This is a genomic window from Alphaproteobacteria bacterium (assembly GCA_040216735.1).
In the GTDB taxonomy this organism is placed as follows: domain Bacteria; phylum Pseudomonadota; class Alphaproteobacteria; order SHVP01; family SHVP01; genus CALJDF01.
In genome coordinates, this window is the sequence record JAVJOO010000005.1 from 730833 (window position 1) to 757226 (window position 26394).

Below are 26394 nucleotides of genomic sequence, written 5' to 3' on the forward strand. Positions count from 1 at the left end.
GCCTTCTTCCCTAAATTTGCGGATGGGATGCTGTGGCGCGTCGAGTTCGATCGGCAGAAGGAAACAAGAACAGGGGGCTAGAAACTAGGGGCTATTCATGCCCGCAGCATGACTTGAACGCTCGGCGCCTAGGTACATTCATACTTTTGGACCGTGTTTCGTCGGCCCTTTGAGGGTCAACGTGGCGCGTTTCGCCTTCTTTTTCGCTTTCTTTCCGTCGGTCTTTGCCTGCCCCTTTTCCCAGAGCTTATCGCCGGGAGCCTTATCATCCTCGGTCTTTACCCAGCGCTTTTTGCCTTGAGCCTTTGTTCCGTTCCTGTCCCTCGGCTTTTTGCCATAGGAGTTCCTTTCCTCGGAGCCCCTCCCCCCAACCGGCGTACCTCCGGGTTTTTCATCCCGGCGCGTTACCTTCCTGGGCGCGTTGCTTTTGCGTTTTTCGTCGCGAGGTTTCCGGTCCGCATCAATGTCTGCGCGCTTTTTCTCTTTGGCTTTGTCCGGCCTGGGCTTGTCGGCCCAGTTTTTGTGTTTGCGCCCATCCTTTTGCGGCTCATTGGCTGGCATCCCTATGCTCGCCGGCACGCTGTCGGTTCGCGGCTCGTTGACGCGCTTCGGCGCCGCCCTCGCATGCCCGCCCGGTCCTTCTTGCAGCGCGGCGTTGGTATTTTTCTTGCCGTAGGGTGTTTCGCTCCGTTGGCGGACGCCATCGGGCATCGCGTCTAAGCGGGCAACGGTAATGGTCTTCTCTAAGGTCAAAGAGGGGCCGACGCCCTGCATGAAGCGGTCGACGCAGCCCGCAGCCAATTCCACAAAAGTATCGGCTTGATTGATCTTGATGGCGCCAATATCGCGCTTGGTAATATTGCCAAAGCGGCACAGCATTGGGAGCAACCAGCGCGGCTCCGCGTTCTGCCGGTGACCGATGGACAAGGTAAACCAAACGCTATCGTTGAAATCATCGCGTCGATTGCCCTTTTCTTCGTCCGGCGCGGCATCCAGTATTTCCTCGGGTGCCGAGCGGTCGGCTCTAAAACGGCGCACCAGGGCAGCGGCCACCTGTTGCGGGCCGTGGCGTTCCAATAGTTGTCGCGCGAGAACCAGCTCGTCCTCGTGTATCGGCTCGCTCAGATCCGAATCGTCGAGAATTCGTTCGTCATCGCGCTGCATGATATCCAGGACCGTCGGCGGGCGGGCCCAAGTGGCCTTGACATTGGCATTCAGCAACAACCGCTCGGTGCGCTTGCGCCACTCGTGCGGCACGACCAAAACGCAAGTGCCCTTGCGTCCCGCGCGTCCCGTCCGCCCACTTCTATGCAGCAGACCCTCGCGATTGCGGGGTAGGTCCGCGTGAATCACCAAGTCTAAATTCGGTAGATCGATACCTCGCGCCGCCACGTCCGTCGCAATGCAGACCCGGGCGCGGCCATTGCGCATGGCTTGCAGGGCCGTGGTGCGTTCGTGCTGGCTCAACTCGCCGGACAGCGCCACGACTGAAAACCCACGATTGTTGAAGCGGGCGGTCATGTGGTTGACGGCGGCACGGGTGCCGCAAAAGACCAGAGCGTTCTGCGCCTCGAAATAGCGCAACACGTTGATGATGGCGTTTTCCCGCTCGTTGGAGGCAACCATCAGCGCGCGATATTCGATATCCGCATGCTGGCTTTGTTCGGCCTTCGTTGTGAGGCGTATCGCGTCGCGCTGAAACCGCTTGGCGAGGGTGGCGATGGTGCGCGGTACGGTCGCAGAAAACATCAACGTGCGCCGCTGCTCGGGCGCGGCGCCCAGGATGAATTCCAAATCGTCGCGAAACCCGAGGTCCAGCATTTCGTCAGCTTCGTCCAGCACCACCGCGCGCAAGCCGGTCATGTCCAGCGAGTGTCGTTCAATATGGTCGCGCAGACGGCCAGGCGTGCCGACAACGATCTGCGCACCCTGTTGTAGGGCCCGTCGTTCGGTGCGCATGTCCATGCCGCCGACGCAGGACGCGATCGAGGCACCGGTCTTTTGGTACAGCCATTCCAACTCGCGCGTTACCTGTAGGGCAAGTTCCCGCGTGGGGGCAACGACCAAGGCGAAGGGTGGCTTGGCCGGCATTTCGGCGCGGGGAAAACATTCCGCGCCATCCAGGAGGGCCGGCGCCAGGGCCAGGCCAAATGCCACGGTCTTGCCGGAGCCGGTTTGGGCGGATACCAAGAGATCTGCGGCGGCCACCTCGGGCGCCAGAACCGCCTCCTGCACCGACGTCAGAGCGCTATAGCCGCGTTCACTCATCGCCTCGGCCAGCGTTAGTACGACACCTTGAAATTCGGTCATATTCTCAGATTCCGGAATGCGCATGCCGCCAACGGGTTGTTGCGCGGTTCGACTGTGTAAATACATTTTGGGCGCAGGTATATCTCGGCGCTCGGGATCGTTGAGGCCGCACCGGGGAACACCAGAGTCCGGGGAACCAGGCTATTAGCTGTTTTAGACCATTTCGAACAACAATAACCCCACCGGAGAATCCTCCGACGAGCGATTGTAGCCGGTCAGATGGTTTGGTACGCCCGTAGCGGCCATTGCGTTCGTTGATTTGCTCTAGATATTGCCGGGATATACGCCGGGCCGCCTTAACAAGACCGAGGTCTTTGGATCGCCGTCCATACTCTCAAGCGCAGATACCACAACCAGGGCCTTGAACGAGTATGGCAGCTGGTTCGACCGAAACGCCGGAGGCGAAGCGACCTCCGGCTACTGTCCCGGCACTTTCATTTTTGCCATCCGCTCGATCAGCAAGTCTGGGGCTTCCCGTTTGAGCCTGAGGTTGTCCATGGCCTGACCGACACCGATGTCGATCTCGTATTTACCCGCGGCGAGGCCATCGACGATGATCTTGCCGCCTTCAATGGCGCTCATGCCGTCGTTCGGGCCCCAATCCTCCTTGCCCCATGTGCCGCCGTTGCCCGTTAAGGCATGAAGAGAAACTTCACTCCTGATCCCTGCAATCACCAAAAGGCAAACGCGGATGTTGTAGGGCGTCAACTCAAGGCGCATCGTATCGAAATAGCCGTGTAAGGCATGCTTGGCGGCGCAGTAGGCACTGCGTAACTGAATGCCGTATTTTCCCGCCACGGACGACGTGACGACGAGCTGTCCGCTCTTCCGCGCGATCATTTCGGGCAGCACCAGTTTGGTCAGTGCAATGGGCGCGAAGTAGTCCACCTCCATGATGCGGCGATCTACGTCCATATCTGTGTCTTTGCCGAGCGATCGCTGCGAAATACCGGCATTGTTGACAAGGATGTCGACTCTGCCAGCGATGTCGTGGACCCGCCGGTACGCGGCCTCGCGGGCGTCCGCGTCGACGACATCGAATGGCAGCACATGAACCGCTCCCGGCCCCTCGCTGCATTCGGCCTTCACGCGTTCGAGCTCGGCTTCACGCCGCGCCGACAAAATTAATTCAGCGCCCTCCCTATGAAACACCTGCGCCAAACCCTCGCCGATACCCGACGAGGCGCCGGTAATCCAAACGACTTGATCTTTGAAACGCATAGGTGTCTCCAATTCTGCTCTTAGGCCCAATGCGGTTTGAGTGCACTTAGTTGGCCCCAATCATATTGGCAATTCTTGCTAACTGAGATCGTCGCCATAGCCAATGCCGTTACGCTCGAACTCGCCAGCACCCACCAAAACTGCATTGCCGTTCGATTCTTGGGCAAACAGTGTAGCGAACACACACGTCAGGGGGCGTTCTTCGGCTTGGTGAGGACTTCCATTTCTTTGAGGATCATTTCGAATGTCGCGCCCACCCGGACATAGTCCATATAGCCAAGGCGACCGATCGGTTCCGTGCGGTCTACGCTGACACGTCCATCCCGAATGCAATCGTCCGCAATGTGCACCCCGATCACCTCTCCGAAAATGGCGTGGAGAGGATAAGCAGGGTCATAGCTGGGTAGCTCAACGGTTTGCAGGTGACGGCATTCAAGATTGATGGGCGATTCGGCGACGCGCGGCGGCCGCACTAGCCGGGATGGTATGGGCGTGACTTGCGCCTGCTCGAACTCGTTGATCCCGCGAGGAAAGCTAGTGCCCGATGTATTGACCGCCTTCCGAAGCGGCCACGTTGCCATGTTGATAACAAACTCACCCGTTTCGTGGATGTTGACGACGGTATCCTTTTGACCACCCTCTGAATGAGGACCGTTCGGGCAAAGCACAACGGTCGGTGGCGTGTATCCAACCCCGTTAAAGAAACTGAACGGGGCGAGGTTCACTTCGCCAAGGCTATTCACTGTCGATGTCCAACCGATCGGCCGCGGAACGATGCAGGCCGAGAAAGGATTGAACGGCAGTCCGTGGTCATTTCTTCTGGGCTCGTAGAACACACTTACCTCTTCTTGTTGCACCGATTACAATCGCGCATTGCTGGAATTCAATACCAGTGCAGTAGGGAGGATAACGACATGATACTTCGCGGTAAGGCACTAGCCCTTTTTTCGCTTCTATCTTTTGCCATCCTGTTGCCGATGCATGCCATTGCGCAGGAGGTGACGCTGAAAGTAGTTACCGGCACCCCGAAGAACTTGATATGGAATGAGCCGCTTTGGACGTTTATCGACAGGGTCAATGAACGCGGCAAAGGTGTCGTGCAACTACAATATATTGGTGGGCCAGAGGTAACACCTGTGGCTGAACAGTTTCGCGCTGTCAGTACCGGGATCATTGATCTCCACTACGGACCCAATCAATACCTTCAGGGCCAAATTCCTGAATCGCAGGCCTTTAATGCGAGCAATCAGTCAGCCATGGCGCTGCGCGAGGCCGGCGCGTTGGCTGCCATCGATGATATCTATAGCAAGAAAGGAAACATGCACTTTCTCGGCTATTTCGGCAGCGGCTACCAGTTCCTGATCTACCTGAAGAACGAGCCTAAGCGCACTGCATCTGGCGGTGTGGACTTGAACGGGTTGAAACTACGGGGGACGGGAACGTACAAAGACTTCTTTGACAGTCTTGGCGCCGTGACCCGAAGTGTCGAGGTCGCAGAGGTCTACACCTCCCTGGAGCGGGGTGTGGTCGATGGAATCGGCTGGGTAACGCTAGCTCTTACAGGTTTGTCGCTGGACGACTTTCTGAAGTACCGCGTATACCCGAGTTACTGGCAGGGCGACCTCGGGATGACCATCAATCTCGACCGCTGGAATTCGTTAAGCGAAGAGGCGCGAAAGATCATCACCGAAGAAGCGATCAAGTCCGAAGCCGGTGCCCACGCTTTCTTTGTCGATGAAGCCGCCAAGGAAACCGTCAAGCTACGCGAGTCGGGGATGAAAGATATTGTCCTCGAAGGCTCGGCCGCTGCAACTTATCTGGCAAGTGCCTATGATTCGCGGTGGCGCGAGATCGCCGAAAAGGTCGGTGCCGACGAGGCCGGTAAACTGAGAACGATGTTTCTGAAATAACCGTTGTGCTTCGCCTCGTCGCGGCGTTCTACAGCAAACTGATTGCGGCGCTGGCCATGGTGGCCGGCGTCGCGATTGCTGTCATCTGCGTCGCGATCATCATCGATGTCGGGATGGCTTCGTCGGGCCTCCGGCCGCCGATTTGGGTCGGTGCCGGCACCGAATATGCGCTCCTGTACCTGACCTTGCTCTCTTCACCCTGGCTTTTACGTCAAAAAGGTCACGTCACGATTGCGGGGTTCAGGAACCTGCTTAGACCGGCGCATCGCATCGTCCTGGAGAAGTTCATATATCTCCTCGCGCTGATCGTGATGCTTGTCTTGACCTACTTCGGCCTCGTGCTGACATGGGAAACAATCAGAAGCGGCAACCTTGATATTCGATCCTTTGAATTCCCGAGGTGGTTAGTCTACCTGCCAATGCCGATCGGCTTCGGCCTCCTCGCGATCGAGTTTTCGCGCCTCCTTTTCGGCCACGATTCGCTTTATGACGACCAGCCGGTAGAGGGACTTTGATGGCTTGGTATTGGGCTGGGTCGATTCTACTTGCACTTGCAATTGTGCCGCTGGCGCTCGGAGTTCCGGTGTTTGTCGCATTCCTGTTCGCAAATGCGATAGGCGTCTTCATTTTCATGAACGGTACCCAGGGATTGATCCAGCTCGTCTCCAATGGGACGGTTTCGATCAGCTCCTTTCTGCTTGTTCCTGTACCGCTCTTCATCCTGATGGGCGAAATATTCTTCCACGCAGGGCTAGCTGTACGGGTATTCGATGCGCTCGACGCTGTGTTCGGTGGCATCAAGGGGCGCCTCTCCTATCTTTGCGTTACCAGCGGGACGGTATTCGCCACTCTAACCGGCACAAGCATGGCAAGTGCTGCAATGATGGGATCGATGCTGGTCCCGGAAATGAATCGGCGGGGCTACAAGAGCAAGATGTCTATCGGTCCGATCCTGGGATCAGGCGGTCTCGCGATGATTATCCCGCCGTCGGCGCTGGCTGTACTGCTTGGGAGTTTGGCGCGGATCGATATCGGCGCCTTGTTGCTTGCTGGAATCATGCCCGGGCTAGTCCTCGCCCTTCTCTATATTGCACTCATCTATTTACAGGTTCGGTTGGATCCAGAAGCGGCGCCCAGCTACCGCACCGAACCTGTACCTATGAAGACAAAACTGCGCTTGTTGGCCACCAACGTACTGCCAATGGGACTGGTCATCGTCGCGGTTATCGGCACCATCATTGCCGGCATCGCAACGCCTTCCGAGTCGGCGGCATTCGGCGTATTTGGCGTCCTTATCCTAACCCTGCTCTTTCGCAAGTTGTCGTGGGAGGTCTTGCGCAAGTCTCTGACAGGAACGGTGAAGGTCACCGTGATGGTATTCATGATCATCATCGGATCCTCCACCTTCAGCCAGATTCTCGCATTCTCTGGCGCCAGCTCCGGCCTCGTTGCGTGGGCAACACAGATCGAGGTCGCCCCGGTCACGATGCTACTGCTGATGTTCCTGGTACTGCTCTTTCTCGGCATGTTCTTGGATCAGGTATCTCAGATGATGCTGACGCTGCCTGTCTTCATGCCACTTGCCATTGCGTTGGGCTTCGATCCGATTTGGTTCGGTGTCGTCATGCTGTTGGCCATGGAAATCAGTCTGACAACTCCACCTTTTGGGCTGCTCTTGTTTGTGATGTTGGGTGTGGCACCAAAAGGCACAACTCTTTCCGAAGTCGCGATAGCGGGCGCTCCATACATCGCTTGCAGCCTGATCCTGCTCGGCCTCTTGATCGCTTTCCCTGGGATCGCAATCGGCCTTCCAGAACTCGTACGGTAGTAACCGACCGCACGTGGAGTCCCTCCGACGCGAAATGAAGAGGCATCTTGGCGGGTACGCCTTGAGGCCTTGCAGCGGAGCAGCGTGTGATTGGGCTCGCTGACCCCGCCAGGACACCTTAGACCGACTGACCGCAGGCATGGCCCGAGGCCCAAGCCCACTGGAAGTTGAAGCCACCCAAGTGGCCCGTCACATCGACGACCTCGCCGATGAAATAGAGCCCGGGGACGGACCGAGCTTCCATGGTTTTCGACGACAGGTCCTTGGTATCCACGCCGCCGACGGTAACCTCCGCGGTGCGATTGCCCTCGGACCCGATGGGCGTGACCCGCCAGGCGTTAACATTTACGGCCATGCGCCCCAAGGTCTTGTCGGAAATATCGGCCAGACGCCCATCGCCCTCAGCCATCGCGACGATCCTTTGGGCCAGGCGCCGCGGAAGACATTGCGCGAGCGCGGTCCCAAGCTCTTTCTTGGGCTGACTCTTCTTGAGCGCCTTCAAATAGGCAAACGCGTCGGTGCCCGGCAGAAGATCGATGGTGAGGGGTTCGCCCGCTTGCCAGTAGGAAGATATCTGCAAGATCGCCGGCCCGCTAAGCCCGCGGTGGGTGAACAACAGGGCTTCCGTAAAGCTAATCTTGCCCAGCGTGACCGTCGCCTCCAAGGATACGCCCGCTAACCCGTGGAGGTCTGCCAGGGTACCAGCATCGAGGGTCAACGGCACGAGACCGGGGCGCGGTTCGATCACCCCGAGGCCGAACTGCCGGGCGACGTCGTAACCGAAGCCGCTCGATCCCATTTTTGGAATCGACGGCCCACCGGTCGCGATGACAAGGGACGCAGCCGCGAAAGATCCTTGATTCGTTGCGACAGTGAAGCCGCGGTCATCTTTCGTAATGCGGGTTACGACGGTCGACGTCTGCAACGAAATCCCACGCGCCTCCTCGATCAACATATCGGTGATCTGCTGCGCCGACCCGTCGCAGAACAATTGACCATGATTGCGCTCGTGGTAGGCAATGCCGTGCTTTTCGATGAGGGCGACGAAGTCGGCTGAGGTGTAGCGGTTCAGGGCCGAGACGCAAAAGCGCGGATTGTCCGACAGGAAGTTTGCCGGCGAGACGTGGACGTTGGTGAAATTGGCCCGGCCGCCGCCGGAGATGCGGATCTTTTGTCCCGGCTTTTCGGCCCGCTCCAGAACGAGAACGCGACGTCCGCGCTTATTCGATTCGACCGCGCACATCAGGCCGGCGGCCCCTGCGCCAATAATGATGAGATCGAAGTCCGGCATCGGCAACGTATAGCCGATGGGATACCGTCAGAATACCGGCTGAACTTCCTCGGCCACGCAACGTCAAGACGACGGCGTGATATTTGCTGTTGCTGGCCCCCGAAGCGGCGGCACGCCTGAAGAACACATGGCACAAAATATCGGCACGGTAGTGTGTGGTTTTGGAGCGCGCTCCTGCAGCCCGACCGTCTGAAACAAAAGGGATTGGAGGTGAAAAGGGAACCCGCCGCCAAACCCTCTCAGTTTCGGGCAAGTTGCTCGCTGCTAGGCTCCCCGCACAAACATCTGGTTTCGATACGACGAATTGGAGGAAGCTGGCGGAACCCGCCAGTGCGTTTCTCTGAGTTAGTCAACATGGGCGCTCGGAGGCCCCCGAGGGGGCGCCAGGCTTGCTTCCTAGGTCCATACCTACCAGCGGACTAATCCAAAACCCTACCGTAGTCAGGGATTCCGTGTACTCGCTCCAATCCGGATTCTATTGTTGGGTATGCAGACTTCACGGAGGCCCCATGCCATCGCGCAACGCTAAAGACTGGGAAACCGCACCAGCGCTGCCACCCACCCACTACACCCAGGGCGACATCTACCGCGACGAAGCAATCTTCGAGGAAGAGCAAGCACGTATCTTCGAAAAGGTCTGGCGTCTCGCATGTCACGAGAGCGAGGTGGCGCAACCAGGTGATTTTCGGACGCTCGACTTCGCGGGCAAACCGCTGGTCGTGGTCCGAGGCCTGGACAACGTTGTCCGAACGTTTCTGAACATTTGCTCGCACCGCGGGGCACGGATCGTCCACGAACCCGCGGGCAACATGAAGAGCATGAGTTGTTTCTTCCACCTGTGGCGCTACGACCTCACCGGTGCTTGCACCGCCATCCCGCGACCCGATGCCTATGAGCTCCATGGATTAAACAAAGACCAATTGGGCCTTCGTGAAGTAAAGACAGAAGTTCGGAACAGGCTCGTTTGGGTCAATTTGGATGACGGCAGTGTTTCTCTCGCCGAGTATGTCGGCAATGCACTTGAAGCCTTTGAACAAGTTCTCGACGAGAACGATCTTGAAGTCTTCACCTACCAGCACGCGACAATCGACGCGAACTGGAAGGAATGGCAGGAGACCAATCTTGACCTCTATCACGAGTACATGCACGTGGCGCTGCGTAAAACACAGATCGATCCCAGCGCCATGAACAAGCGCGAGCTTCGCGTGTACCCGAATGGTCATATTCGTGGAGGTGGCGACGGTTACAAAGCTAACTATGACAGCTACGACGGGTGGGCAGAACGCGAGGACTCGAAGGCGCTACGTGGCCTGACGGCGAGCGACTTTCGCTTCACTCACATTTTCCCCTGTTCGTCGATGAATGCCCGCGGCACGGTGCTACGCATCTCCACGTTCACACCACTCAATGCCCATCAGACTCGCATTGAGTGGCGCGGCATGTCGCCAAAGTCGGATTCGCCCGAAGATTGGGAAATGCGAACTGAACATTACAACCAATACTGGGGTCCATTTGGCCGCAACGTACCGGAAGACTTGGTCGCCGCGGAACTCTGCGAATGGAACTTCGGTCCCGGCGCGGCGCGCTATCAGATCATGGCGCGCGAAGAAGGCATGCGTGGCCAAGATGACGGATTCCTACGCGCCTTCTACCAGCAATGGAGCGCGATGATGGGCCGACCGGCGAATCAGCCGTCGCAAGGCCAATGAACGTCTCGCGTGACGATGCGGCCAATCTCGTCAGTCGTGCATGCGCCTGTCTCGACGCGGAGGATTGGTCCGGCTTTCTCGACCTTTGCGATCCAGGATTTTGCTATCGAATAACGGTTCGCAGTCCCGAAATCAGGCGTGAAATGGTTTGGTTCAAGGAGAATTATGCCGGGCTCGAAGCGATGTTCCGGGTCACCCCGGAACATTTGCGCCGGATCGGCACCCTGTTTCGGCACACCGCCATCGGTAGCGTCGAGGCCACAGGGAATGGCGTCGCGATCGTCCGCAGCACATTCCTGTGCATTCATACCGACATGTCAGGGCGTTCAAGAATGATGGCTGCAGGCCGCTACATCGACGAAGTCCGGAACACGGCGCAAGGCCTGCGGTTATTGAATCGCGAAACGCGACTGGAGACACGCGACCTAGGCGTCGGGTCACACGTTCCTATCTGACACAACGTCGGGTCATCACCCGATGTTCACGCCGTAGATGTGACTAGAAGGAGCGGCGTCGATTGTTGGACATTGTCGCTATGAACGAGCCCAACGACTGCTGACTCGACTTCCTCGGCTAAAGGATTTGCCTTGCTGAACGGGCGGCGTCAGCTGTCGCCGCCCAGATACCGCGTGGCGCCAAACAATCACCGATAGCGGTGACGCCATCGGGGATCGAACCTGCTATCTGCCCCAACGACAAAATAATGTCATCGAATGGACCGATCTTTTCACCTGCGGTCGTCACCACCATTTTTCCGTCTATTTCCGCCACGGTTGTCGCGTGCCTGATTTCGACACCAAGGGCAGCAATACGCATCGAAACGTCGGGCAACTCACGCGTCATTGCTAGCGCCGCCGCGCCCCACTTCTCTTCGGTTGTCGTCACCGAAATTTTTTTAATGTCCCTTTGGGCTGCGAGGGTCTCGACGAGCGAGATCGCTGGCCACCCTCCTTCCTCATCGATCACCAATATTCTTCCAGACACACTTCGTTCGCCGGTAAGTATCTCACGTCCGTGCGGCAATCCGTTGCTCCCTGGAATTCCTTCGCGGAGCCACGGACGCAGGCGCCATACCTGCGTATGTCCGGGGGAGGCGCCAACAGCCCAGAAAACGGTATCGGCTTGGGGCAGGCTGTCCTCAGAGACAAAGGTTTCGAGTTTGATTTCTACTCCCAGTCTCTTGAGCTCACTCTCCCACCAGTCTAGTGCAGGCTGCATTTCCTGACGATACGGCGCCTCGGCGGCGATCCGCATTTCACCGCCGAGCTGACTGGTTGCCTCATACAGCGTGACGCGGTGCTTTGCCTCGGCGGCAACGCGCGCAGCTTCCAGCCCGGCCGGACCCGCGCCAACGACGGCGATCGACCGGGACTTGGTCGCCGGCGTGGGCGGCGGCAACTCTCGCTCGCGCCCTGCCGTTGGGTTCAAGACGCAGGTACCGGGATGACCGGCGTAAACGAGCGCCGCACACGCTTGATTGCAGGACATGCAGGGCCTGATCGAAGAGCGACGGCCCGCTTCGGCTTTGTTCGCCCATTCCGGCTCGGCGATCCAGGTCCGGGCCATCGCCACTACGTCCGCACAACCATCGCGGATCAACTCCTCTGCCTCCTCGGGCGTCCGAATACGCCCGGCGATGATCACGGGAACCGAAAGCTCTTGCTTGAAGCGCCGCCCCTCTTCGCTCAGCTGCATTCGCTTCCAAGACATTGGCGGGATGGTTTCCGCCGGCGCCCAACGAGATCCACTCAGGACACTCACCCAATCGACAAGGCCGTCGTCCGCCAGTGCCTTCATCGCCGCTACGGATTCGTCGAGATCGTAGTCGACCGGAGCACCTGGAATGTGATGAGAACTGGATGTCCTTACGCCCACAGCCATCTCTCCACCCGCCGCTTCCCTTACTTCCGAGAGAATTTCTTGAACGAGACGAATTCGGTTTTGACGCGAACCACCATACTCGTCGGTGCGATGGTTCATTGCCGGCGACAGAAAAGACCCAAGCAGGTAGCTCGTGGCGGTTTGAACCTCCACCGCATCGAGGCCCGCCGAGCGACAACGCCGCGCCGCCATCCCGTAGGCTTTTACCAATTCCTTTATTTCGCGATTGTTTAGCTCTCTCGGCACTTCACGATTGAGGTTTGGGATCGGTGTTGGCGCAACGGCCGCCTGTTTTGCACCCTCGGCAAATGAAACGACATGCCCGCCGTGCCAGAGCACGAGCGAGATCTTGCCGCCGACGCCATGAACGGCATCGGCAAGCTTTGCCAAAGACGGTACGACTTCGTCGGAAAAGAGATTGATACGCAGAATACTGTTCGTCGACGATTCGTGTACCGGCGCGGACTCGGTGCCAACCAGTGCCGCGCCGCCTCGTGCCCGCGCCAAGACGTAGTCGTGCAGGCGTTCCGATACACCGCTACGGCCCTCGCTATATCCCATGCCGTGGGCGCTCATCGTCGCTCGGTGGCGCAGGCGAAGAGGGCCCATATCGATTGGCGAGAACAGGTGCGGGTATCGGCGTTGGCCGGTCATGTCCTCTCTCTCGGTCTCCATCTCGCGCCCTTTCAGGTCATTGGTCGCCGCAAGTATTATTTATCAGATGAACGATAATGGCCACGAACGCGGCGCGAATTGGCGGCATTCTATGCTTGCTCTATGGTCCGTGGCGGTGCCGGTTGAGAAGGACGGCGACGTTGATCGTCGATAGTGAATGTGGCCGCGAAATCAAATTCAACCAGGACGGTAAAACGACAACGTAAGCGTCTTGCCCCGGAGGAGCGCGAGGCGATGATCGTTCAAGAAGCGATCAAATATTTTGGCGAATTTGGATTCAGCGCGCCAACAAGGGATCTCGCTCGACGTTTGGGAATCACCCAGCCTCTGCTCTACCGATATTTCCCTACCAAGGAAAAACTCATCGAGCGTCTGTTTGAGGAACTCGTATCGGAGCAATGGAACCCGGAATGGGACCGGCACCTAGTGAATCGCGAAACACCGATCGCCGAACGACTCACGACGTTCTATCTGTCCTATACGGCGTCGCTATTTTCCTATGAGCGCATGCGCGCCTTCATCTTTATGTGGCTGTCGACAAAAGGATTACGCCAACAATTCGAGGGCTCACCGAGCAGCCGACTGTTCCGACAAATCGCCGAAGAGTTGCGTGTGGCGTTCGAACTACCCGGCCCCGCCTCAGTACCAGTAACCAAAATGGAAGAAGAACTGGTTTGGGGGCTGCAAGGTAGCGTCATGTACTTGGGCATCCGCGAGTTCGTCTACGGATTGGCGCCCCGTGTGGGGCGAAAGCGACTTATTCGGGCCGAGGTCGACGTATTTCTGGGAGGCGTCGAGCCTGAACTGCGCAAGGCGATTGCCGAAGCAGCGAGCAAAAAGAGGAAAAGAGCGGGCCTTTAGAGCGATCCCTCAGAATGCCCACCGTCGACGACAGTTACTGTCCCTGTCATGTAACTTGATGCATCGGAAACGAGCAACAGAACGACCCCGTTGAGTTCATTGTGCCTGCCGACCCGGCCCATTGGGATACGTTCTAGTAGCGCCTTCCGGCGATCCGGATCCTGGATTCGGTAGCGTCCGCCCAGTTCGGTGTCGAAAAATCCTGGCGCAATCGCATTGATCCGGACTTTCGTGCGAGCCAGTTCAATCGCCATGTTCTTGGTGATGCCGATAACGCCGGCCTTCGAAGCAACGTACGGCGTCACGTTCGCGTAGGTACGAATTCCGGCAATCGAAGCAATATTGACAATAGAACACACACGGTCTCGCTCAACCGCCCGGCGCGCTGCTTCTTGGGAAGCGATCCAGACCGAATCAAGATTAGTCTTCAGCACCGAAGACCAATCGTCGAGAGACATATCGAGGACCGGTCCTGGAATTGAAGCCCCTGCATTGTTGATAAGGGCATCCACGGGTCCGAACTCGACCTCGGAACGGGTCAGCGCATCGAGAATGCTGTCCTGTGACGTCACGTCGCACGGTACGGAAAAGGCCTCGCCACCGGCAGCACGCAAATCTGTCGCGAGTTGATCGATCAGTTCGACCCGCCGAGCGCTGAAAGATACTCGTGCCCCAAGTCCAGCAAGCAGAGTTGAAAAATGTTGGCCCAACCCGCTGGAAGCACCCGTTACGTGGATGTGTTTCTTCGAAACGTCGAAAATGCTTGTCATCGGCGGCATGGAAACCCGTGTTGCCATTTGTTGATTGGTCGGGCTTAGTTTATCTTTTGATCAATAGATCACACCCCAACCGCGGTCAACGGAGTTTGCAGATGCAGCAAGGATTTCACTCTGTTCTTCCCCTCCCGAATCATGATGAGGCTGCGCGACAGGACTTCAGCGTCACCTTTCGGAAACAGGTGATTGAGATGACCACCCAGGGCGGCGAAAAGGTCTACAACAAACGTGCTGCACCATCGTACGCCCGCTCTCACGGCAAAGCACCGAGGAACCGACATGAGGCCCGCCGCGCGCTTGAAGCAGACCCCTATTGGCAAGCCGCAAGCGCGTTAAAAGTCACCCAACAGGAACTCCTCTGGGATTGCGTCGGAGAGAGCATCGAACGCCAGCACGCCCGAATGGTTGAGACGTCGAACAAGCTTGCAAAGAAGCACCGCTATGGGACCTTGCGACTGAACCCAAAGGTTAAGGTTCCTCGCTACCTAAATGCGGTGGACATACACATCATGCCTGGCAACTACGATACAGAACTATGCCCGGATGACGTTTTCCCTGGCGCGCTTTACGATCGCGGTGTTTACCTGCGCGTTATGGGGCGACGAGGCGACTACAACGAAGGGTTTGGAGCCGACATCTCCAGGTATGTTCTGTCGCGCTTTCCGGGTTTTGATCCAAAGCGGATTCTCGACCAAGGATGTGCGGTCGGGGGTTCAACCCTGGGCCTTGCAGAGCACTTTCCAAGGGCAGAAGTTCACGCCATTGACGTCGCCGCGCCGATGTTGCGCTATGCGCATGCGCGCGCGGAATCATTGGCTCGGCGGGTTCACTTTTCCCAACAAAATGCGGAAGAGATGAACTTTCCCGACAACCACTTCGACTTTGTCTACTCGTTTGCATTGCTGCATGAGACGTCGACGAAGGCCTGCCGGAACGTGGTCCGTGAAGCACACCGCGTGTTGGCGCCAGGCGGCGTACTCCTCTACCTGGATCTACCTCAATGGAACAAGATATCTCTGTTCAAGGCCGCTGAGGCCGATTGGGACACGATGAACAATGCCGAACCCTTCATCGGTAAGCTCGGCGATTTGGACCGACGCGCATTGATGATCGAAGCCGGCTTCGAAGAGGACAAAGTGATCCACGAGTTCGTCGAAGGTATGCCTTTCCCTCTGTTCGGCGCCGTCAAGAAGGGAACCTAACGTTGCGCTAGATGGCAAGAAGGCCGTCAGGAAAAGGTACGTTCCACGTTGTAGCGCATCTGATGGTGAACAGCCTCTTCCAACCATGACATCCGGCCCGGGATGAAATTCTTCGATGCGACCGCCTGCTGCAATAGCGGTGCAACCGAGGCGTCTTCGTCGACAACCGTTGCCAAATAGTCCGAGTAAACCCGCGATTTCTTCATGAAGTCTGGCTGACCGAAGTGCTCCTCGGCAAACAAATGATAAAGTTCGACCCGCGTCCGATCGACGGCCTCCGGCCATACGGTGTAGACGTGGATTTCGTCAATCCGCCCAATCACCGTCATATTCGGCGCCATAAAGCCGAACACCGACAATCCCGGCGGATAGTTCGACAGCCACGGCATCGGGCCTAGCGGCGTACCGCCGTCCGGCGTCTGCGACGCGGCATCGTAAGTCGCCGAGATACCGCCGCGCGCGCGCAGCTCGAACTTATAGGTCTCGACCGGAATACGCGGACCGAACGACTTCGCGTGTAGCGCGCGGAAATGATAGGGATCGCAAAGGTTCTCGGTGACCAGCTTCCAGTTGCAATCCCAGATCGTCACCGATTTTGAGGCCATGCGGCACCTTCCCTGCTGCAAAAAGCCAACGTCGCTTTCCAGCGGCGCCACGAATTCTTCGAGCGGCAAGGGCGCGGGGTTGAAGCTGACGAACACCCAGCCGGCCCAGGTTCCTATTCGTAGCCGATTCAAATGAACAGATGCCTTGTCGAACCCCGCCGTTTTCTCCATCAGCGGCGCACCGACAAGCGCCCCCCTTAGGTCATAGGCCCAGCCGTGATAGGGACAGGTCAGTCGGCGCGCGTTGCCGCATCCGTCGGAAGCGAGTTGTACACCTCGGTGACGGCAAAGATTGGAGAAGGCATTCAGGTTGCCGTCCTCGTCCCGCGTAACCAGGACTGGCTCGCCCACAACCTTGATTGCCAGGTAGTCGCCCGATCTCGCGACTTCTTCCTCGCGCCCTACGCAGAGCCAATCGGCATGAAAGATGCGGTCCACTTCTCGGTTCAATACTGCTTTGGACGTGTATACCGCGCCGGGCAGGTGCTCTGCGTGAGCGATATCCTTGCCCGCGACTTCCAGCACTTTGGCCGCAATTTCCGAAACTGCATCCACCATTATTTCCCCCCGGACAGGACCTGCAATGATGATCAAGGATAACCTCGTTAACCGCCGGTTGTCCTCCGTTGCCGCTATGGCTTAATCCCCACAGGTGAGCGCGTAGCTCCTTGTTCCCTCCGGACACTATTGTAGCTCCCTAGGAAAATAACCAACGTCCCGACCAGAACCCAGATGTCGATGTGTTCGCCGTAGGTAAGGAAGCCGACAATTGCGATAAGGGGAACGCGAAGAAAATCCATCGGGACCACGACCGTTGCATCCGCCAACGACAATGCCCGCGTCAGGCACAGGTGAGCGGACAACGACGCGGCACCCATGAGGACGATCCATGCCCAAGCAGCGGCTCCAACGGGCTGCCATGACGCCATGGCAGGCCCAACGGCCAACAGCCCTTGAACCAACGACATCCACACAACGACCTGCAAGACGCTGTCGCTGCGTGTGAGTCCCTTGGTTGCGACCATCGAACAGGAAAAACTAAGGGCGGCGCCTAGCACCACAAGCGACTCCCACTCGAAACCCGCTAGCCCCGGCCGCAGAATCACCAATGTGCCAACCACCCCAAAAAATATGGCGAGGGCACGTGTGGCGGTCATCCTTTCGCCAAGAAAAAGCATTGCGAGAAGCGCGACCCAAACCGGTGCCGTGAATTCGAGAGCGAAAACATTGGCCAGCGGGAGATTCGCAATCCCGAAATACCATGCGTAGCTACCAATAAAGCTGAACGTGTTCCGAAAGAAATGCAGAAACGGGTGCCGCGTCGCGAAGGACGGCCCCTTGGCGACCGCGATAACGGGCAGCAAAAATGCCAACGCTATTAACGATCGAAGGAAGATCATCTGAAACAGATCCAGCTTGGCGTGAACCGTAAGTTCCCGCGTTGCGACCGCAAGCAAGGAAAAGGACACCAGAGTCCCGGCCATCCAGGCCGCTGCCAGCAGCGGCCGCCCCTCCTTCATTGGCACCGGCGTTTGCATTGCTACCGGTCGTTTTTTGCGCGGCACACCAAGATCGGTGCCGCGGGGTTGTCGCTCAAGCACATAAACGACCCGGTGGACGTCAGGCATCGTTGGCCGCCGGTGGAGCGCGCCAAACCGGCAAAGGAACCGCCGGCGCACAAAAAAATGGGGGAGGCACTGCCTCCCCCATCGTCGCTGCTAGGCATTTACTGAAACGCTAACTCTTCTCGCACTTGAGGGTGCGGTAGTAGAGGTACGGGATCGGCTTCCAGACCCACCCGGTGATGCAAGGCGCCATGACGGCGTAAACGCCCGGGTAGAAGGTGTCGATCTGCAAGACATCGTCAGCCAGAATCCGCTGAGCCTCTTGAGTCAATTGCACCCGTTTGTCGAGATCCAGTTCTGCGGTGATGTCCTCAATCAATTTGTCCATTGCCGGATTGATATAACCCGAGACATTGCTGGACCCGCCCGTGTGTGCGGTCAGGAAGAGCTGGTATCCAGGATCCAGCACAAACGGCGTTGTCTGGCTGGTGTGAAATGCGAGGGTCCGCTGGCCCGGTCCCGCACGCTTGCGAAGTTCAGTACTCGGAATACGCTTGGGCGTCACGGTGATACCGGCGTTCTTCATCGATTCTTGAATCTGGATGGCCATCCCTTCTTCCCACCAATATAGATCGGTGTACTCAAGCGTCACTTCGACGCCATTGGGATAACCCGCCTCGGCCAAGAGTTTCTTTGCCTCGTCATAATCGGTGACGTGCGGCGTCGTCTCAATATACCCCGGCATTTGGGTTGCCAGGAACGACAGCGAGGGCGTACCAAGACCAAGAAATACCGTCTTGTTGATCGCCTCATAGTTGGCCGCCAATTTCATGGCGCGACGGACACGAATGTCGTCGAAGGGCTTAAAGGCCGCATTCATCGACAATGCAGCAGAACCGGTGCCGATGACGCGCTCCACCTTAACGTTCGGATCCTTGATCAGATCGGGGATGGCCTGGATCGGCACCTGCTCGGCCCATTGAGCCGCCCCACTCTTTACGAGCGCGGCCCGGTTCGCGGCGGAAGGAACGTCGCGATAGATCACTCGATCGAAGTACGGGCGATCGCCGAAATAGTTCGGGTTGCGGACCAAAACCGCTCCTTCGCCCGGGCGGACGGACTCAACGTGATAGGCACCGTAGCCCGCGGTGTTGTTGGCAATCCACTTGATGCCGAACGGATCGTCCGCGGTCGCGTTCTCCTTGACCGTTTTCGAGTCATAGATCGCTGGAACGTAGATCTGCATGCCCCCAAACAGGATGGCGTTCGGTCCTTTCAGGCGATACCGAACTTCCTTGTCCGAAACCTTCTCGACGCTTTCGATCGAGGAAACGTTGCGGATGAAGACGCCGGTTCGCTTCTGGGTCAGGGATTTCTCATGACCGAAGACCACGTCGTCGGCGCTTAACTCGTTACCGAAGAAGCTCTTCGCGCTACGAAGCTTGACGGTAACGGTCTTGCCACCGTCGGTGATCGTCCAACTCTCCGCGAGATGCGGAAGCAAATTGGAGGCATCGACCTCCATCCGCCCGTCCGGACCCTGCTTGAGGCCGTAGTCGGTCAGGCCTTCGTATACATTGATGTTGTTTTCCACCATGCCCGGCACGAAGACATCGCCGTCAAAACCCTTGGGGGTCGTGACCGCCGCTATGACGAGCGTTTCGGCTGCGCGCACCGGTTGATACGCCATTGTCGCCACGGTCGCGACGGACAGCGCAATGCCCCCGCGAAGTAGCCGGCGCAACATTCTTCCTCTGATCATCCTGGGCCTCCCTGCCGCATTCAGTTTTGTTTGGCGCGAACATCGCGCCGTTTATCGGGTCGAGGTCGCTCTCTGCCCGGCACATCCGCGACAAATAGCTAACCACAGCGCACTATTTGATGTTGATCGAACGATCAATGTCAACAAATCGTGCGATCAACGATGTCCCAAGACGAGAAGGACCGCACATAAGCCCGGTTGACTTCCGTATACCCCTAGCAGAGAGGCGTCCCATCGAAGCGCCAAGTCGAGCTAGTGCGAGACTCGCGGTGCCGCACTCTCGCCGATCGCGTTCGATCCATCCGAAATTCGCAGGCAACTCGCCAAATGCGTTTTTCCGGCGACGGGGACCATCGGCGGCGGCGTCGTAGCACATTCCGGCAGCGCCACCGGGCACCGACTCGCAAAGGAGCACCCAGTGACCCTCTTGAGCGGCGATGGAACCTCGCCGGGCAGGAATATGCGCGCGCGCCGCTCGTTCCTATCGACCGGAAGATGCGCGGAAAGCAGCGACTGGGTATAGGGATGGGCCGGCGAACCGAATACATCGTCCACGCTTCCCTGTTCGACGATCCCGCCAAGGTAAAGCACGATGATTCTGTCGCTAATCAGACGGACGGTGTCGAGATCGTGTGAGATAAAGACAAAGGCTGCACCGGTCTCGTCTTGAAGCGTGCCTAGCAAATTGAGGATTTCGGCCCGGACGGACAAATCGAGCGAGCTCGTGGGCTCGTCGAGAATGATGACTTTGGGCTCGGTCGCAATAGCCCTGGCGATACAGACCCGCTGCAACTGACCGCCCGAGAGCTCGTGGGGGAAGCGACCGAGCGCCGCCGCATTGAGCTGGACGCGATCGGCGAGCCGCGCAGCCTCTTCTCGGACACCCTTCATACCGCTCAAAATGAGCGGCTCGGCGATCAATGCACCGACGCGCATGCGTGGGTTTAGTGCGCCCCACGGATTTTGGAATACGAACTGCAGATCCCGCCTTAGCGGGCGGCACTCCCGCCGACTGAGTGTGCCGATTTCGGACCCTTTGAAGGCAATCGACCCACCTGTTGGGCTGAGCAATCGAACGACAAGGCGCCCAATGGTCGACTTCCCGGACCCACTCTCGCCGACAAGACCGACGGTCTCGCCCGGACGAAGGTCGAAGGAAACACCGTCCACCGCGTAGACGGTCGTTCTGCCCCGTTTGAAGTACTTGCGCAGATCCCTAACCTGCAGGATCGGACTGGGCTGCTCCAATTTTTTCGCCTCAACTCACTTTCGCGGCCAGGATAGCGCGACTAACATGGCGCGCCCTACGACATTAGTCGAGTCTGCGAGATCATCGGGAAATACGTGTGCTGATCATTGAGTACCTGGCTCGCCGTCTGGCCTTCGTCATCCCCCTCGTGGTTGGGATCGTTCTCATCACCTTCCTAATTGTGCGCCTCGGCGGACAGGATGCTGTCGGTCTGCTCGCAGGGCCGATGGCGGACGAAGCGCAGGTAAAGCTGATCACTGCCGAACTCGGCCTCGACAAACCGCTATTCGAGCAGTTCGCGATTTATGTCACCAATGTGCTGCAGGGCGACCTCGGCGTTTCCTGGCAGTCCGGTCAGCCGGTACTCGACGAGATTCTGATTCGCGTCGCCGCCTCCCTCGAACTACTGCTCGTTTCGATAGTTCTCGGGACATTATTGGGTGTACCTATCGGTGTGCGTGCGGCGCTACGACCTCGCGGGGCCTTCGACCAAATCAGCCGCGCGGTTTCGCTTGTCAGCTATTCTGTGCCGACCTACTGGATGGCGCTCATGGCGCTCGCCATTTTCTTCCTGGCTCTGGGTTGGGCGCCGGCGCCAATGGGACGGCTCGACCTAGCGGTTTTTCCGCCTCCCTTCGTGACCGGGAGCTACCTCATCGATGCGCTTCTGATTGGCGATTTCGATGCTGTTGGTTCGGCTCTCTCGCACTTGGTGCTACCCGTATCGGTCTTTACCACCATTGTCGCCGCACCGATCATGAAACAGACGCGCGCGATTTGCCTTGAAGTCCTTTCGAGTGACTACATCCGTCTCGCTCGCCTCTACGGCTACGGTCGTAACAAGGTATGGCGTATGACGCTTCGGAACGCGACGGTGCCGATTGTGACCTATATCGGCTCCGAACTTGCAACGCTGCTCGCAGCGGTCGCACTGGTCGAGCTTGTTTTCTCGTGGGGTGGCCTCGGGCAGTGGGGCCTTAACGCCATTCTGTTCGGAGACTTTGCCGCCGTTCAAGGGTACGTGTTGGTCCTCGCGCTTTTCGCCAGCACCGTCTATATCATTGTCGACCTCATCGTCCTGATCGCCGAACCGCGCGCGGTGACCCGCTGATGACAACAATCACCGCAACGCCGGAAATTCGCCGTACCTATCTACAGCGCGCACGCGCGCGAATATTCGGCATTTCGTATCACAGTCCGGCGACGACGGTTGGGGCAATAATTGTCCTCTTCTTTGCCGTCCTCGCCATCTTTGCGCCGCTAATCGCGCCCTACCCGCCGACACAGAGCTTTGCCGACCACGTTCTTCAAGCGCCAAGCGCGCAGTTCCTGTTTGGCACAGACGGCAACGGGATGGATGTTTTTTCCCGCGTCATCTACGGCAGCCGCTACGGGTTTGGCATCGCAATTCCGGCCTTACTATTGATGCTGGCAATCGGCGTTCCGGCCGGTTTGGTGGCTGGCTACATGGGCGGGATCGTCGACGATATTCTCCTGCGCTCTTTCGACGTCTTTCGCGCATTCCCGACGATCGTTCTGGCACTTGCCGTAGTCGCGGCGACCGGCCAATCGTTGATTATCGTGATCATGGTGATCGGTTTTCTCGAAGCGCCCATATTTGCGCGCATCGTCCGAGCCGAGGTTCTCGCGATACGATCTAGCGAGCTTGTCGAATCCGCCGTCGTCGTCGGCAATCCGACGTGGCGTATTCTGACGCGGCACATCCTGCCCAACTCGATCACAGGCGCCACGGCACAATCGGCGATCCGGATGGCTTGGGCCATCCGCGTCAGCACAACGCTCGCGTTTATCGGGGTCGGGATTCAGGCGCCAGCGCCGGAATGGGGTGTCATGATTCGTCAGGGAGCGGAGTTCATCAATTCGGGAGAATGGTGGATTGCGACCTTCCCAGGGCTCGCGCTGGTGGGCCTTGTGTTGGGCCTCAATCTTCTGGGAGACGGTGCGCAGCAACTGCTCGACCCCAAGGCGCAGGACACCCGATGAGCTTGCTTGAGCTCAAGGATCTCCACACGCATTTCATCAAAAGAGACCTCGACAACCAAACGCGGGTTGCCAAGGCGCTGAACGGCGTGTCGTTCTCGCTTGAAAAAGGCGAGGTGCTCGGGCTGGTCGGTGAAACCGGCGCGGGCAAGTCGCTGACGGCACTGTCGATCATGGGCGGCTTGCCGCCCAGCGCCCAGATCACGCAGGGCTCTATTCGGTTCAAGGACCGCGAGCTTGTTGGTTTGCCGCCTGAGAAGCTCGACGAGATTCGGGGACGGGACATTTCGATCATCGTGCAGTCGCCCCTCACCTCGCTCGACCCCTTGGCGCGCATTGGCGAGCAACTCATTCGGGTCCAGCTCCTCCACCGCCGGATCGGCCGCGAGGAAGCGCGACAAAATGCGCTAAAAATGCTCAAGGCGGTCCAGATTCCCGACCCCGAAGGCCGCATGAAAGCTTGGCCGCACGAAATGTCGGGTGGGATGGCCCAGCGCGTTCTCATGGCCATGGCCCTTGTCAACGAACCGGATTTGCTCATTGCCGACGAGCCGACCACCGGCCTCGACGTCACGGTTCAAGCGCAGGTGCTCGATCTACTTCTCGACCTGATGCGCTCGCGTAACATGGCGACCATCATCATCACCCATGACTTGGGCGTCGTCGCCAACTACAGCAGCCGCGTCGCCGTCATGTTCTCAGGCGCCGTCGTCGAACACGGCAACGTAGAGGACGTCATCGACAACCCGATGCACCCTTACACGCGCGAACTCATCGACTCCATCCCAGACAGAATTGCACAACGCGGTTACAAGAAGGTCGGCGGCGCACCCGACCTTTACGATTTGCCCAAGGGCTGTCTGTTCCGCTACCGCTGCCCGTTTGCCGACGATGCCTGTGGAAGCGCCCCACCAACGGTAGCTATTTCCGAAACTCACGCCGCAGCTTGTCACCACCTTGAGGCCGTGAATGCCTCGACATAGGGGCTGCGCCGCCCGCCGGTAGGTTGCATTCCGCAAATATCAGGCCTGCAAGGGCAACATCGGTCTCTCTAGAATGCCTGAGGCGGCACCCCTAGGCCGCTGCCCATGCTTTCCTCGCATCGTCCACCGTGACAATGCGGGCGAACAAAAAACCAAGCGTCTGGAGCGCCACGGCATAGCGGTTGGAATCATACTCTGCCGTCGCGTCACTCACGACAAAGGTCTCGTAGTCGCGCTGCGACGCATCGCGCGCAGTGGTCTCGACACAGATATTGGTGGTGATACCGCAGATCACCAGCGACCTAATTCGGAGGTTGCGCAAGATGCCCTCTAGCGGCGTGTTGATGAAGGCGCTCGGGCGGTTCTTGTCGATAACGATGTCGCCGAGCTGAGGGGCTAGGCGCTCGATAATCTCCACATCCCACGTCCCAGCCTTAAGACTGTTGGTGGTAATCGTGTTAGGCGTGAAATGCCGCACCGCGACACCTGCATCCTTGTAATCCGGTCTGTAAACGAAACGGGTATAAACAACCTGGACGCCGGCGGCGCGGGCGAGACCAATCAATTCTGCGCAAGGATCGACCGATGGCAGTAATGGAGTGGTGTCGAAGCCACGCGCGACCATCGATCCCTTCTCGTCGAGGAAAGCATTTTGCATGTCGACCACGACCAGTGCCGTGTCCTTTACGTGAAGTTTCATTTCTCTAGCGCCCTCGACCTTGTTTCCGCACCTTCGCGACGAAATTTCCCTCTGCTCTTACCCTGTCCGCGCTCAGACAAATAGTCGACAAAAGACTGTCCTCCGGGAAGGGCGCGCGGATAGGGTGTCCTTGACGAGCAGCCCCAAAACCAGACGCAAATACAGCTGCAATACCTCGGATTGTCTGCCGCTGATTCCCAGGGCGGACTGTTAACTGTTTCAACTAATATATGCGACGAATTCGAGCCAGTTCTTTATGCCAGAGAGGCCGAGTTATGAGTCAAACCGTCTTCGATTGGATCGCCTTTAACGCCCGGCGCCGACCGACTCACATCGCTCTGGGGGACCTAGCCAGCGACCGCCGCTTCACCTATGCCGAGATGAACTTACGTGTCGAACGTGCCGCCCGGTTCCTGAGCGATCGGGGAATTCGCAAAGGTAGCCGTGTCGGTGTCTTGGCTCGGAACTCCACGGACATGATTGAACTGCTTTTCGCCAGCAAGAGAATCGGCGCCATCATGGTGCCGATGAACTGGCGTTTGGCAACGTCAGAATTGCAGCACGTCGTGAACGATTCGGCGCCCGCGATCCTGTTCTCTGGTACCGAATTCATCGATGCCGCGCGTCAGATCATCGATCCGTCTTTGATCGTCACGCTGACTGGCGACGGTTCGCTCGAATCTGGTTATGAAAAGGGATTACACCGCGCCGACCTGGATTCGACCCAGATCTGGCCAACCCTGACCAACGACGACCCCTGGTTGTTGATCTATACGTCGGGAACCACCGGTCGCTCGAAGGGAGCGATCCTCACGCATGGCACCGTCTTCTACAACATGATCAGCCTGAACATGTTCAGCCGCTTGACCTGCGATTCGATCACGCTCACCTTCAACCCATTGTTCCACACGGGCGGTCTCAGCGCCTACTCGATCCCGGCGCTTCATACCGGGGCGACGGTCTACGTGATGCGTCAGTTCGACGCCGGTCAGGTCAATGCGTTGCTCAGCGAGCCCACGCTCGGGATCACGCATATCAACAGCGCACCGACAATGTTCCTCTTGATGAGTCAGCATCCATCATTTGCGGCGGCAGATTATTCGCGCCTGGTATGCGCCACGATTGGTGGCGAAGCTGTGCCGACAACCCTCGTCGACCGCTACCGACGGGAAAAGAACTTGTCTCTGCAGACCCTTTACGGACTGACGGAAGGGGGCCCGGTTTTGACGGCAGTGGATATCGATTCTGTCGGTGCCTATCCGGGATCCGTCGGCACCAGCCTGCTCTATACAGAAATGCGTCTGGTCGGTACTGACGGTACGGACGTAGCGACGGGAGAAGTAGGTGAAATATGGGCTCGCGGGCCCAACGTTTCACCGGGCTATTGGCACAATCCTGAAAAAACTAAAGAAGCTTTTGAAGGTGACTGGCTCAAGACCGGTGATGCAGGGCGACGCGACGCCAGCGGACACTACTACCTCGCTGATCGCTGGAAAGACATGTACATCTCCGGCGCTGAGAATGTTTACCCGGCTGAAATCGAGAACGTCCTCTATCAGCTGGACGGCATCGCCGAGGCAGCGGTGATCGGCGTTCCCGACGAGCGCTGGGGGGAAACCGGCCGCGCGGTCGTCGTCCTCAAATCTGGTGCTGATCTCGACGAGACCGCAATAATCGCCCACTGCAGGACACACTTGGCCAAGTTCAAGGTGCCCACATCGGTCGTCTTTACTAACGAGTTGCCGCGCAGCGGTGGCGGGAAGGTCGTCAAACCAGACCTGCGAACGCGTTTCGGGAAACCGACAACGACCTAGTTGGTGGTCCCGTTGAGGTCCGCCGACTCCAAAGAAAGGCGGGGAAGGTCT

Annotated in this window: 22 protein-coding genes; 11 read left to right on the plus strand and 11 right to left on the minus strand. The window is 58.1% G+C overall.

Going from position 1 to position 26394, the window contains the following annotated elements; genetic code table 11:
* Positions 1 to 138: 138 nt before the first annotated feature.
* The 3 genes from RID42_16835 to RID42_16845 all read right to left on the minus strand — a co-directional run bounded on the left by RID42_16835 (position 139) and on the right by RID42_16845 (position 4367).
* Positions 139 to 2310 carry a DEAD/DEAH box helicase gene (locus tag RID42_16835; protein ID MEQ8249349.1) on the minus strand — a complete coding sequence of 724 codons (2172 nt, stop codon included), beginning with the start codon at positions 2308 to 2310 and terminating at the stop codon, positions 139 to 141.
* Positions 2311 to 2727: 417 nt separating this feature from the next.
* Positions 2728 to 3531, minus strand: a complete 804-nt coding sequence (locus RID42_16840; GenBank protein ID MEQ8249350.1) for an SDR family NAD(P)-dependent oxidoreductase — start codon at positions 3529 to 3531, stop codon at positions 2728 to 2730.
* Positions 3532 to 3719: 188 nt separating this feature from the next.
* Positions 3720 to 4367: a flavin reductase family protein gene (locus RID42_16845; protein ID MEQ8249351.1), complete on the minus strand. Its 648-nt coding sequence runs from the start codon at positions 4365 to 4367 to the stop codon at positions 3720 to 3722.
* A 78-nt stretch (positions 4368 to 4445) separates the two neighbouring features.
* Between RID42_16845 and dctP the strand changes: the two genes are divergently transcribed.
* The 3 genes from dctP to RID42_16860 are packed head-to-tail and all read left to right on the plus strand — an operon-like array spanning position 4446 to position 7269.
* Positions 4446 to 5441 carry a TRAP transporter substrate-binding protein DctP gene (dctP, locus tag RID42_16850; GenBank protein ID MEQ8249352.1) on the plus strand — a complete coding sequence of 332 codons (996 nt, stop codon included), beginning with the start codon at positions 4446 to 4448 and terminating at the stop codon, positions 5439 to 5441.
* Positions 5442 to 5446: 5 nt separating this feature from the next.
* The gene (locus tag RID42_16855; protein MEQ8249353.1) at positions 5447 to 5956 is read left to right on the plus strand and encodes a TRAP transporter small permease subunit; all 510 of its coding nucleotides are present in this window, start codon (positions 5447 to 5449) and stop codon (positions 5954 to 5956) included.
* Positions 5956 to 7269 carry a TRAP transporter large permease gene (locus tag RID42_16860; GenBank protein MEQ8249354.1) on the plus strand — a complete coding sequence of 438 codons (1314 nt, stop codon included), beginning with the start codon at positions 5956 to 5958 and terminating at the stop codon, positions 7267 to 7269. Before RID42_16855 ends, RID42_16860 begins: the two co-directional genes overlap by 1 nt.
* Positions 7270 to 7387: 118 nt before the next feature.
* Here RID42_16860 and RID42_16865 read toward each other — a convergent pair whose 3' ends face one another.
* Positions 7388 to 8560, minus strand: a complete 1173-nt coding sequence (locus RID42_16865; protein MEQ8249355.1) for an NAD(P)/FAD-dependent oxidoreductase — start codon at positions 8558 to 8560, stop codon at positions 7388 to 7390.
* A 509-nt stretch (positions 8561 to 9069) separates the two neighbouring features.
* Between RID42_16865 and RID42_16870 the strand changes: the two genes are divergently transcribed.
* Positions 9070 to 10269: an aromatic ring-hydroxylating dioxygenase subunit alpha gene (locus RID42_16870; GenBank protein MEQ8249356.1), complete on the plus strand. Its 1200-nt coding sequence runs from the start codon at positions 9070 to 9072 to the stop codon at positions 10267 to 10269.
* Positions 10266 to 10724 (plus strand): nuclear transport factor 2 family protein, encoded by a 459-nt coding sequence (locus RID42_16875; GenBank protein MEQ8249357.1) that lies wholly within the window; start codon positions 10266 to 10268, stop codon positions 10722 to 10724. Before RID42_16870 ends, RID42_16875 begins: the two co-directional genes overlap by 4 nt.
* Before the next feature lie 118 nt (positions 10725 to 10842).
* On the opposite strand, the gene RID42_16880 is transcribed toward RID42_16875, so the two are convergent.
* On the minus strand, positions 10843 to 12825 hold the full coding sequence (locus tag RID42_16880) for an FAD-dependent oxidoreductase (GenBank protein MEQ8249358.1): 1983 nt from the start codon (positions 12823 to 12825) through the stop codon (positions 10843 to 10845).
* 234 nt (positions 12826 to 13059) lie between these two features.
* On the opposite strand from RID42_16880, the gene RID42_16885 reads away from it, so the two are divergent.
* Positions 13060 to 13686, plus strand: a complete 627-nt coding sequence (locus tag RID42_16885) for a TetR/AcrR family transcriptional regulator (GenBank protein ID MEQ8249359.1) — start codon at positions 13060 to 13062, stop codon at positions 13684 to 13686.
* Here RID42_16885 and RID42_16890 read toward each other — a convergent pair.
* A complete protein-coding gene (locus RID42_16890; protein ID MEQ8249360.1) occupies positions 13683 to 14456 on the minus strand; it encodes an SDR family oxidoreductase in 774 nt (257 codons plus the stop codon). The genes RID42_16885 and RID42_16890 overlap by 4 nt on opposite strands.
* Positions 14457 to 14557: 101 nt before the next feature.
* On the opposite strand from RID42_16890, the gene RID42_16895 reads away from it, so the two are divergent.
* Entirely contained in the window at positions 14558 to 15664 is a 1107-nt protein-coding gene (locus tag RID42_16895; GenBank protein ID MEQ8249361.1) for a class I SAM-dependent methyltransferase, read from the plus strand.
* A gap of 26 nt (positions 15665 to 15690) precedes the next feature.
* Here the strand turns inward: RID42_16895 and RID42_16900 are convergent, their stop codons facing one another.
* From RID42_16900 to RID42_16915, 4 genes are all read right to left on the minus strand, one after another.
* Entirely contained in the window at positions 15691 to 16827 is a 1137-nt protein-coding gene (locus RID42_16900) for an aromatic ring-hydroxylating dioxygenase subunit alpha (GenBank protein ID MEQ8249362.1), read from the minus strand.
* A 74-nt stretch (positions 16828 to 16901) separates the two neighbouring features.
* Positions 16902 to 17897: a DMT family transporter gene (locus tag RID42_16905; GenBank protein MEQ8249363.1), complete on the minus strand. Its 996-nt coding sequence runs from the start codon at positions 17895 to 17897 to the stop codon at positions 16902 to 16904.
* Positions 17898 to 18006: 109 nt separating this feature from the next.
* A complete protein-coding gene (locus tag RID42_16910) occupies positions 18007 to 19596 on the minus strand; it encodes an ABC transporter substrate-binding protein (GenBank protein MEQ8249364.1) in 1590 nt (529 codons plus the stop codon).
* A gap of 252 nt (positions 19597 to 19848) precedes the next feature.
* The gene (locus RID42_16915) at positions 19849 to 20844 is read right to left on the minus strand and encodes an ABC transporter ATP-binding protein (protein MEQ8249365.1); all 996 of its coding nucleotides are present in this window, start codon (positions 20842 to 20844) and stop codon (positions 19849 to 19851) included.
* 98 nt (positions 20845 to 20942) lie between these two features.
* On the opposite strand from RID42_16915, the gene RID42_16920 reads away from it, so the two are divergent.
* The 3 genes from RID42_16920 to RID42_16930 are packed head-to-tail and all read left to right on the plus strand — an operon-like array spanning position 20943 to position 23829.
* On the plus strand, positions 20943 to 21956 hold the full coding sequence (locus tag RID42_16920; GenBank protein ID MEQ8249366.1) for an ABC transporter permease: 1014 nt from the start codon (positions 20943 to 20945) through the stop codon (positions 21954 to 21956).
* Complete coding sequence (locus RID42_16925) at positions 21956 to 22849, plus strand: ABC transporter permease (protein MEQ8249367.1); 894 nt, start codon at positions 21956 to 21958, stop codon at positions 22847 to 22849. Before RID42_16920 ends, RID42_16925 begins: the two co-directional genes overlap by 1 nt.
* Positions 22846 to 23829: an ABC transporter ATP-binding protein gene (locus RID42_16930; GenBank protein MEQ8249368.1), complete on the plus strand. Its 984-nt coding sequence runs from the start codon at positions 22846 to 22848 to the stop codon at positions 23827 to 23829. Before RID42_16925 ends, RID42_16930 begins: the two co-directional genes overlap by 4 nt.
* Positions 23830 to 23920: 91 nt before the next feature.
* Here the strand turns inward: RID42_16930 and RID42_16935 are convergent, their stop codons facing one another.
* Positions 23921 to 24529: an isochorismatase family cysteine hydrolase gene (locus RID42_16935; GenBank protein ID MEQ8249369.1), complete on the minus strand. Its 609-nt coding sequence runs from the start codon at positions 24527 to 24529 to the stop codon at positions 23921 to 23923.
* 275 nt (positions 24530 to 24804) lie between these two features.
* Between RID42_16935 and RID42_16940 the strand changes: the two genes are divergently transcribed.
* Positions 24805 to 26343 carry a long-chain fatty acid--CoA ligase gene (locus RID42_16940; protein MEQ8249370.1) on the plus strand — a complete coding sequence of 513 codons (1539 nt, stop codon included), beginning with the start codon at positions 24805 to 24807 and terminating at the stop codon, positions 26341 to 26343.
* Positions 26344 to 26394: the final 51 nt, after the last annotated feature.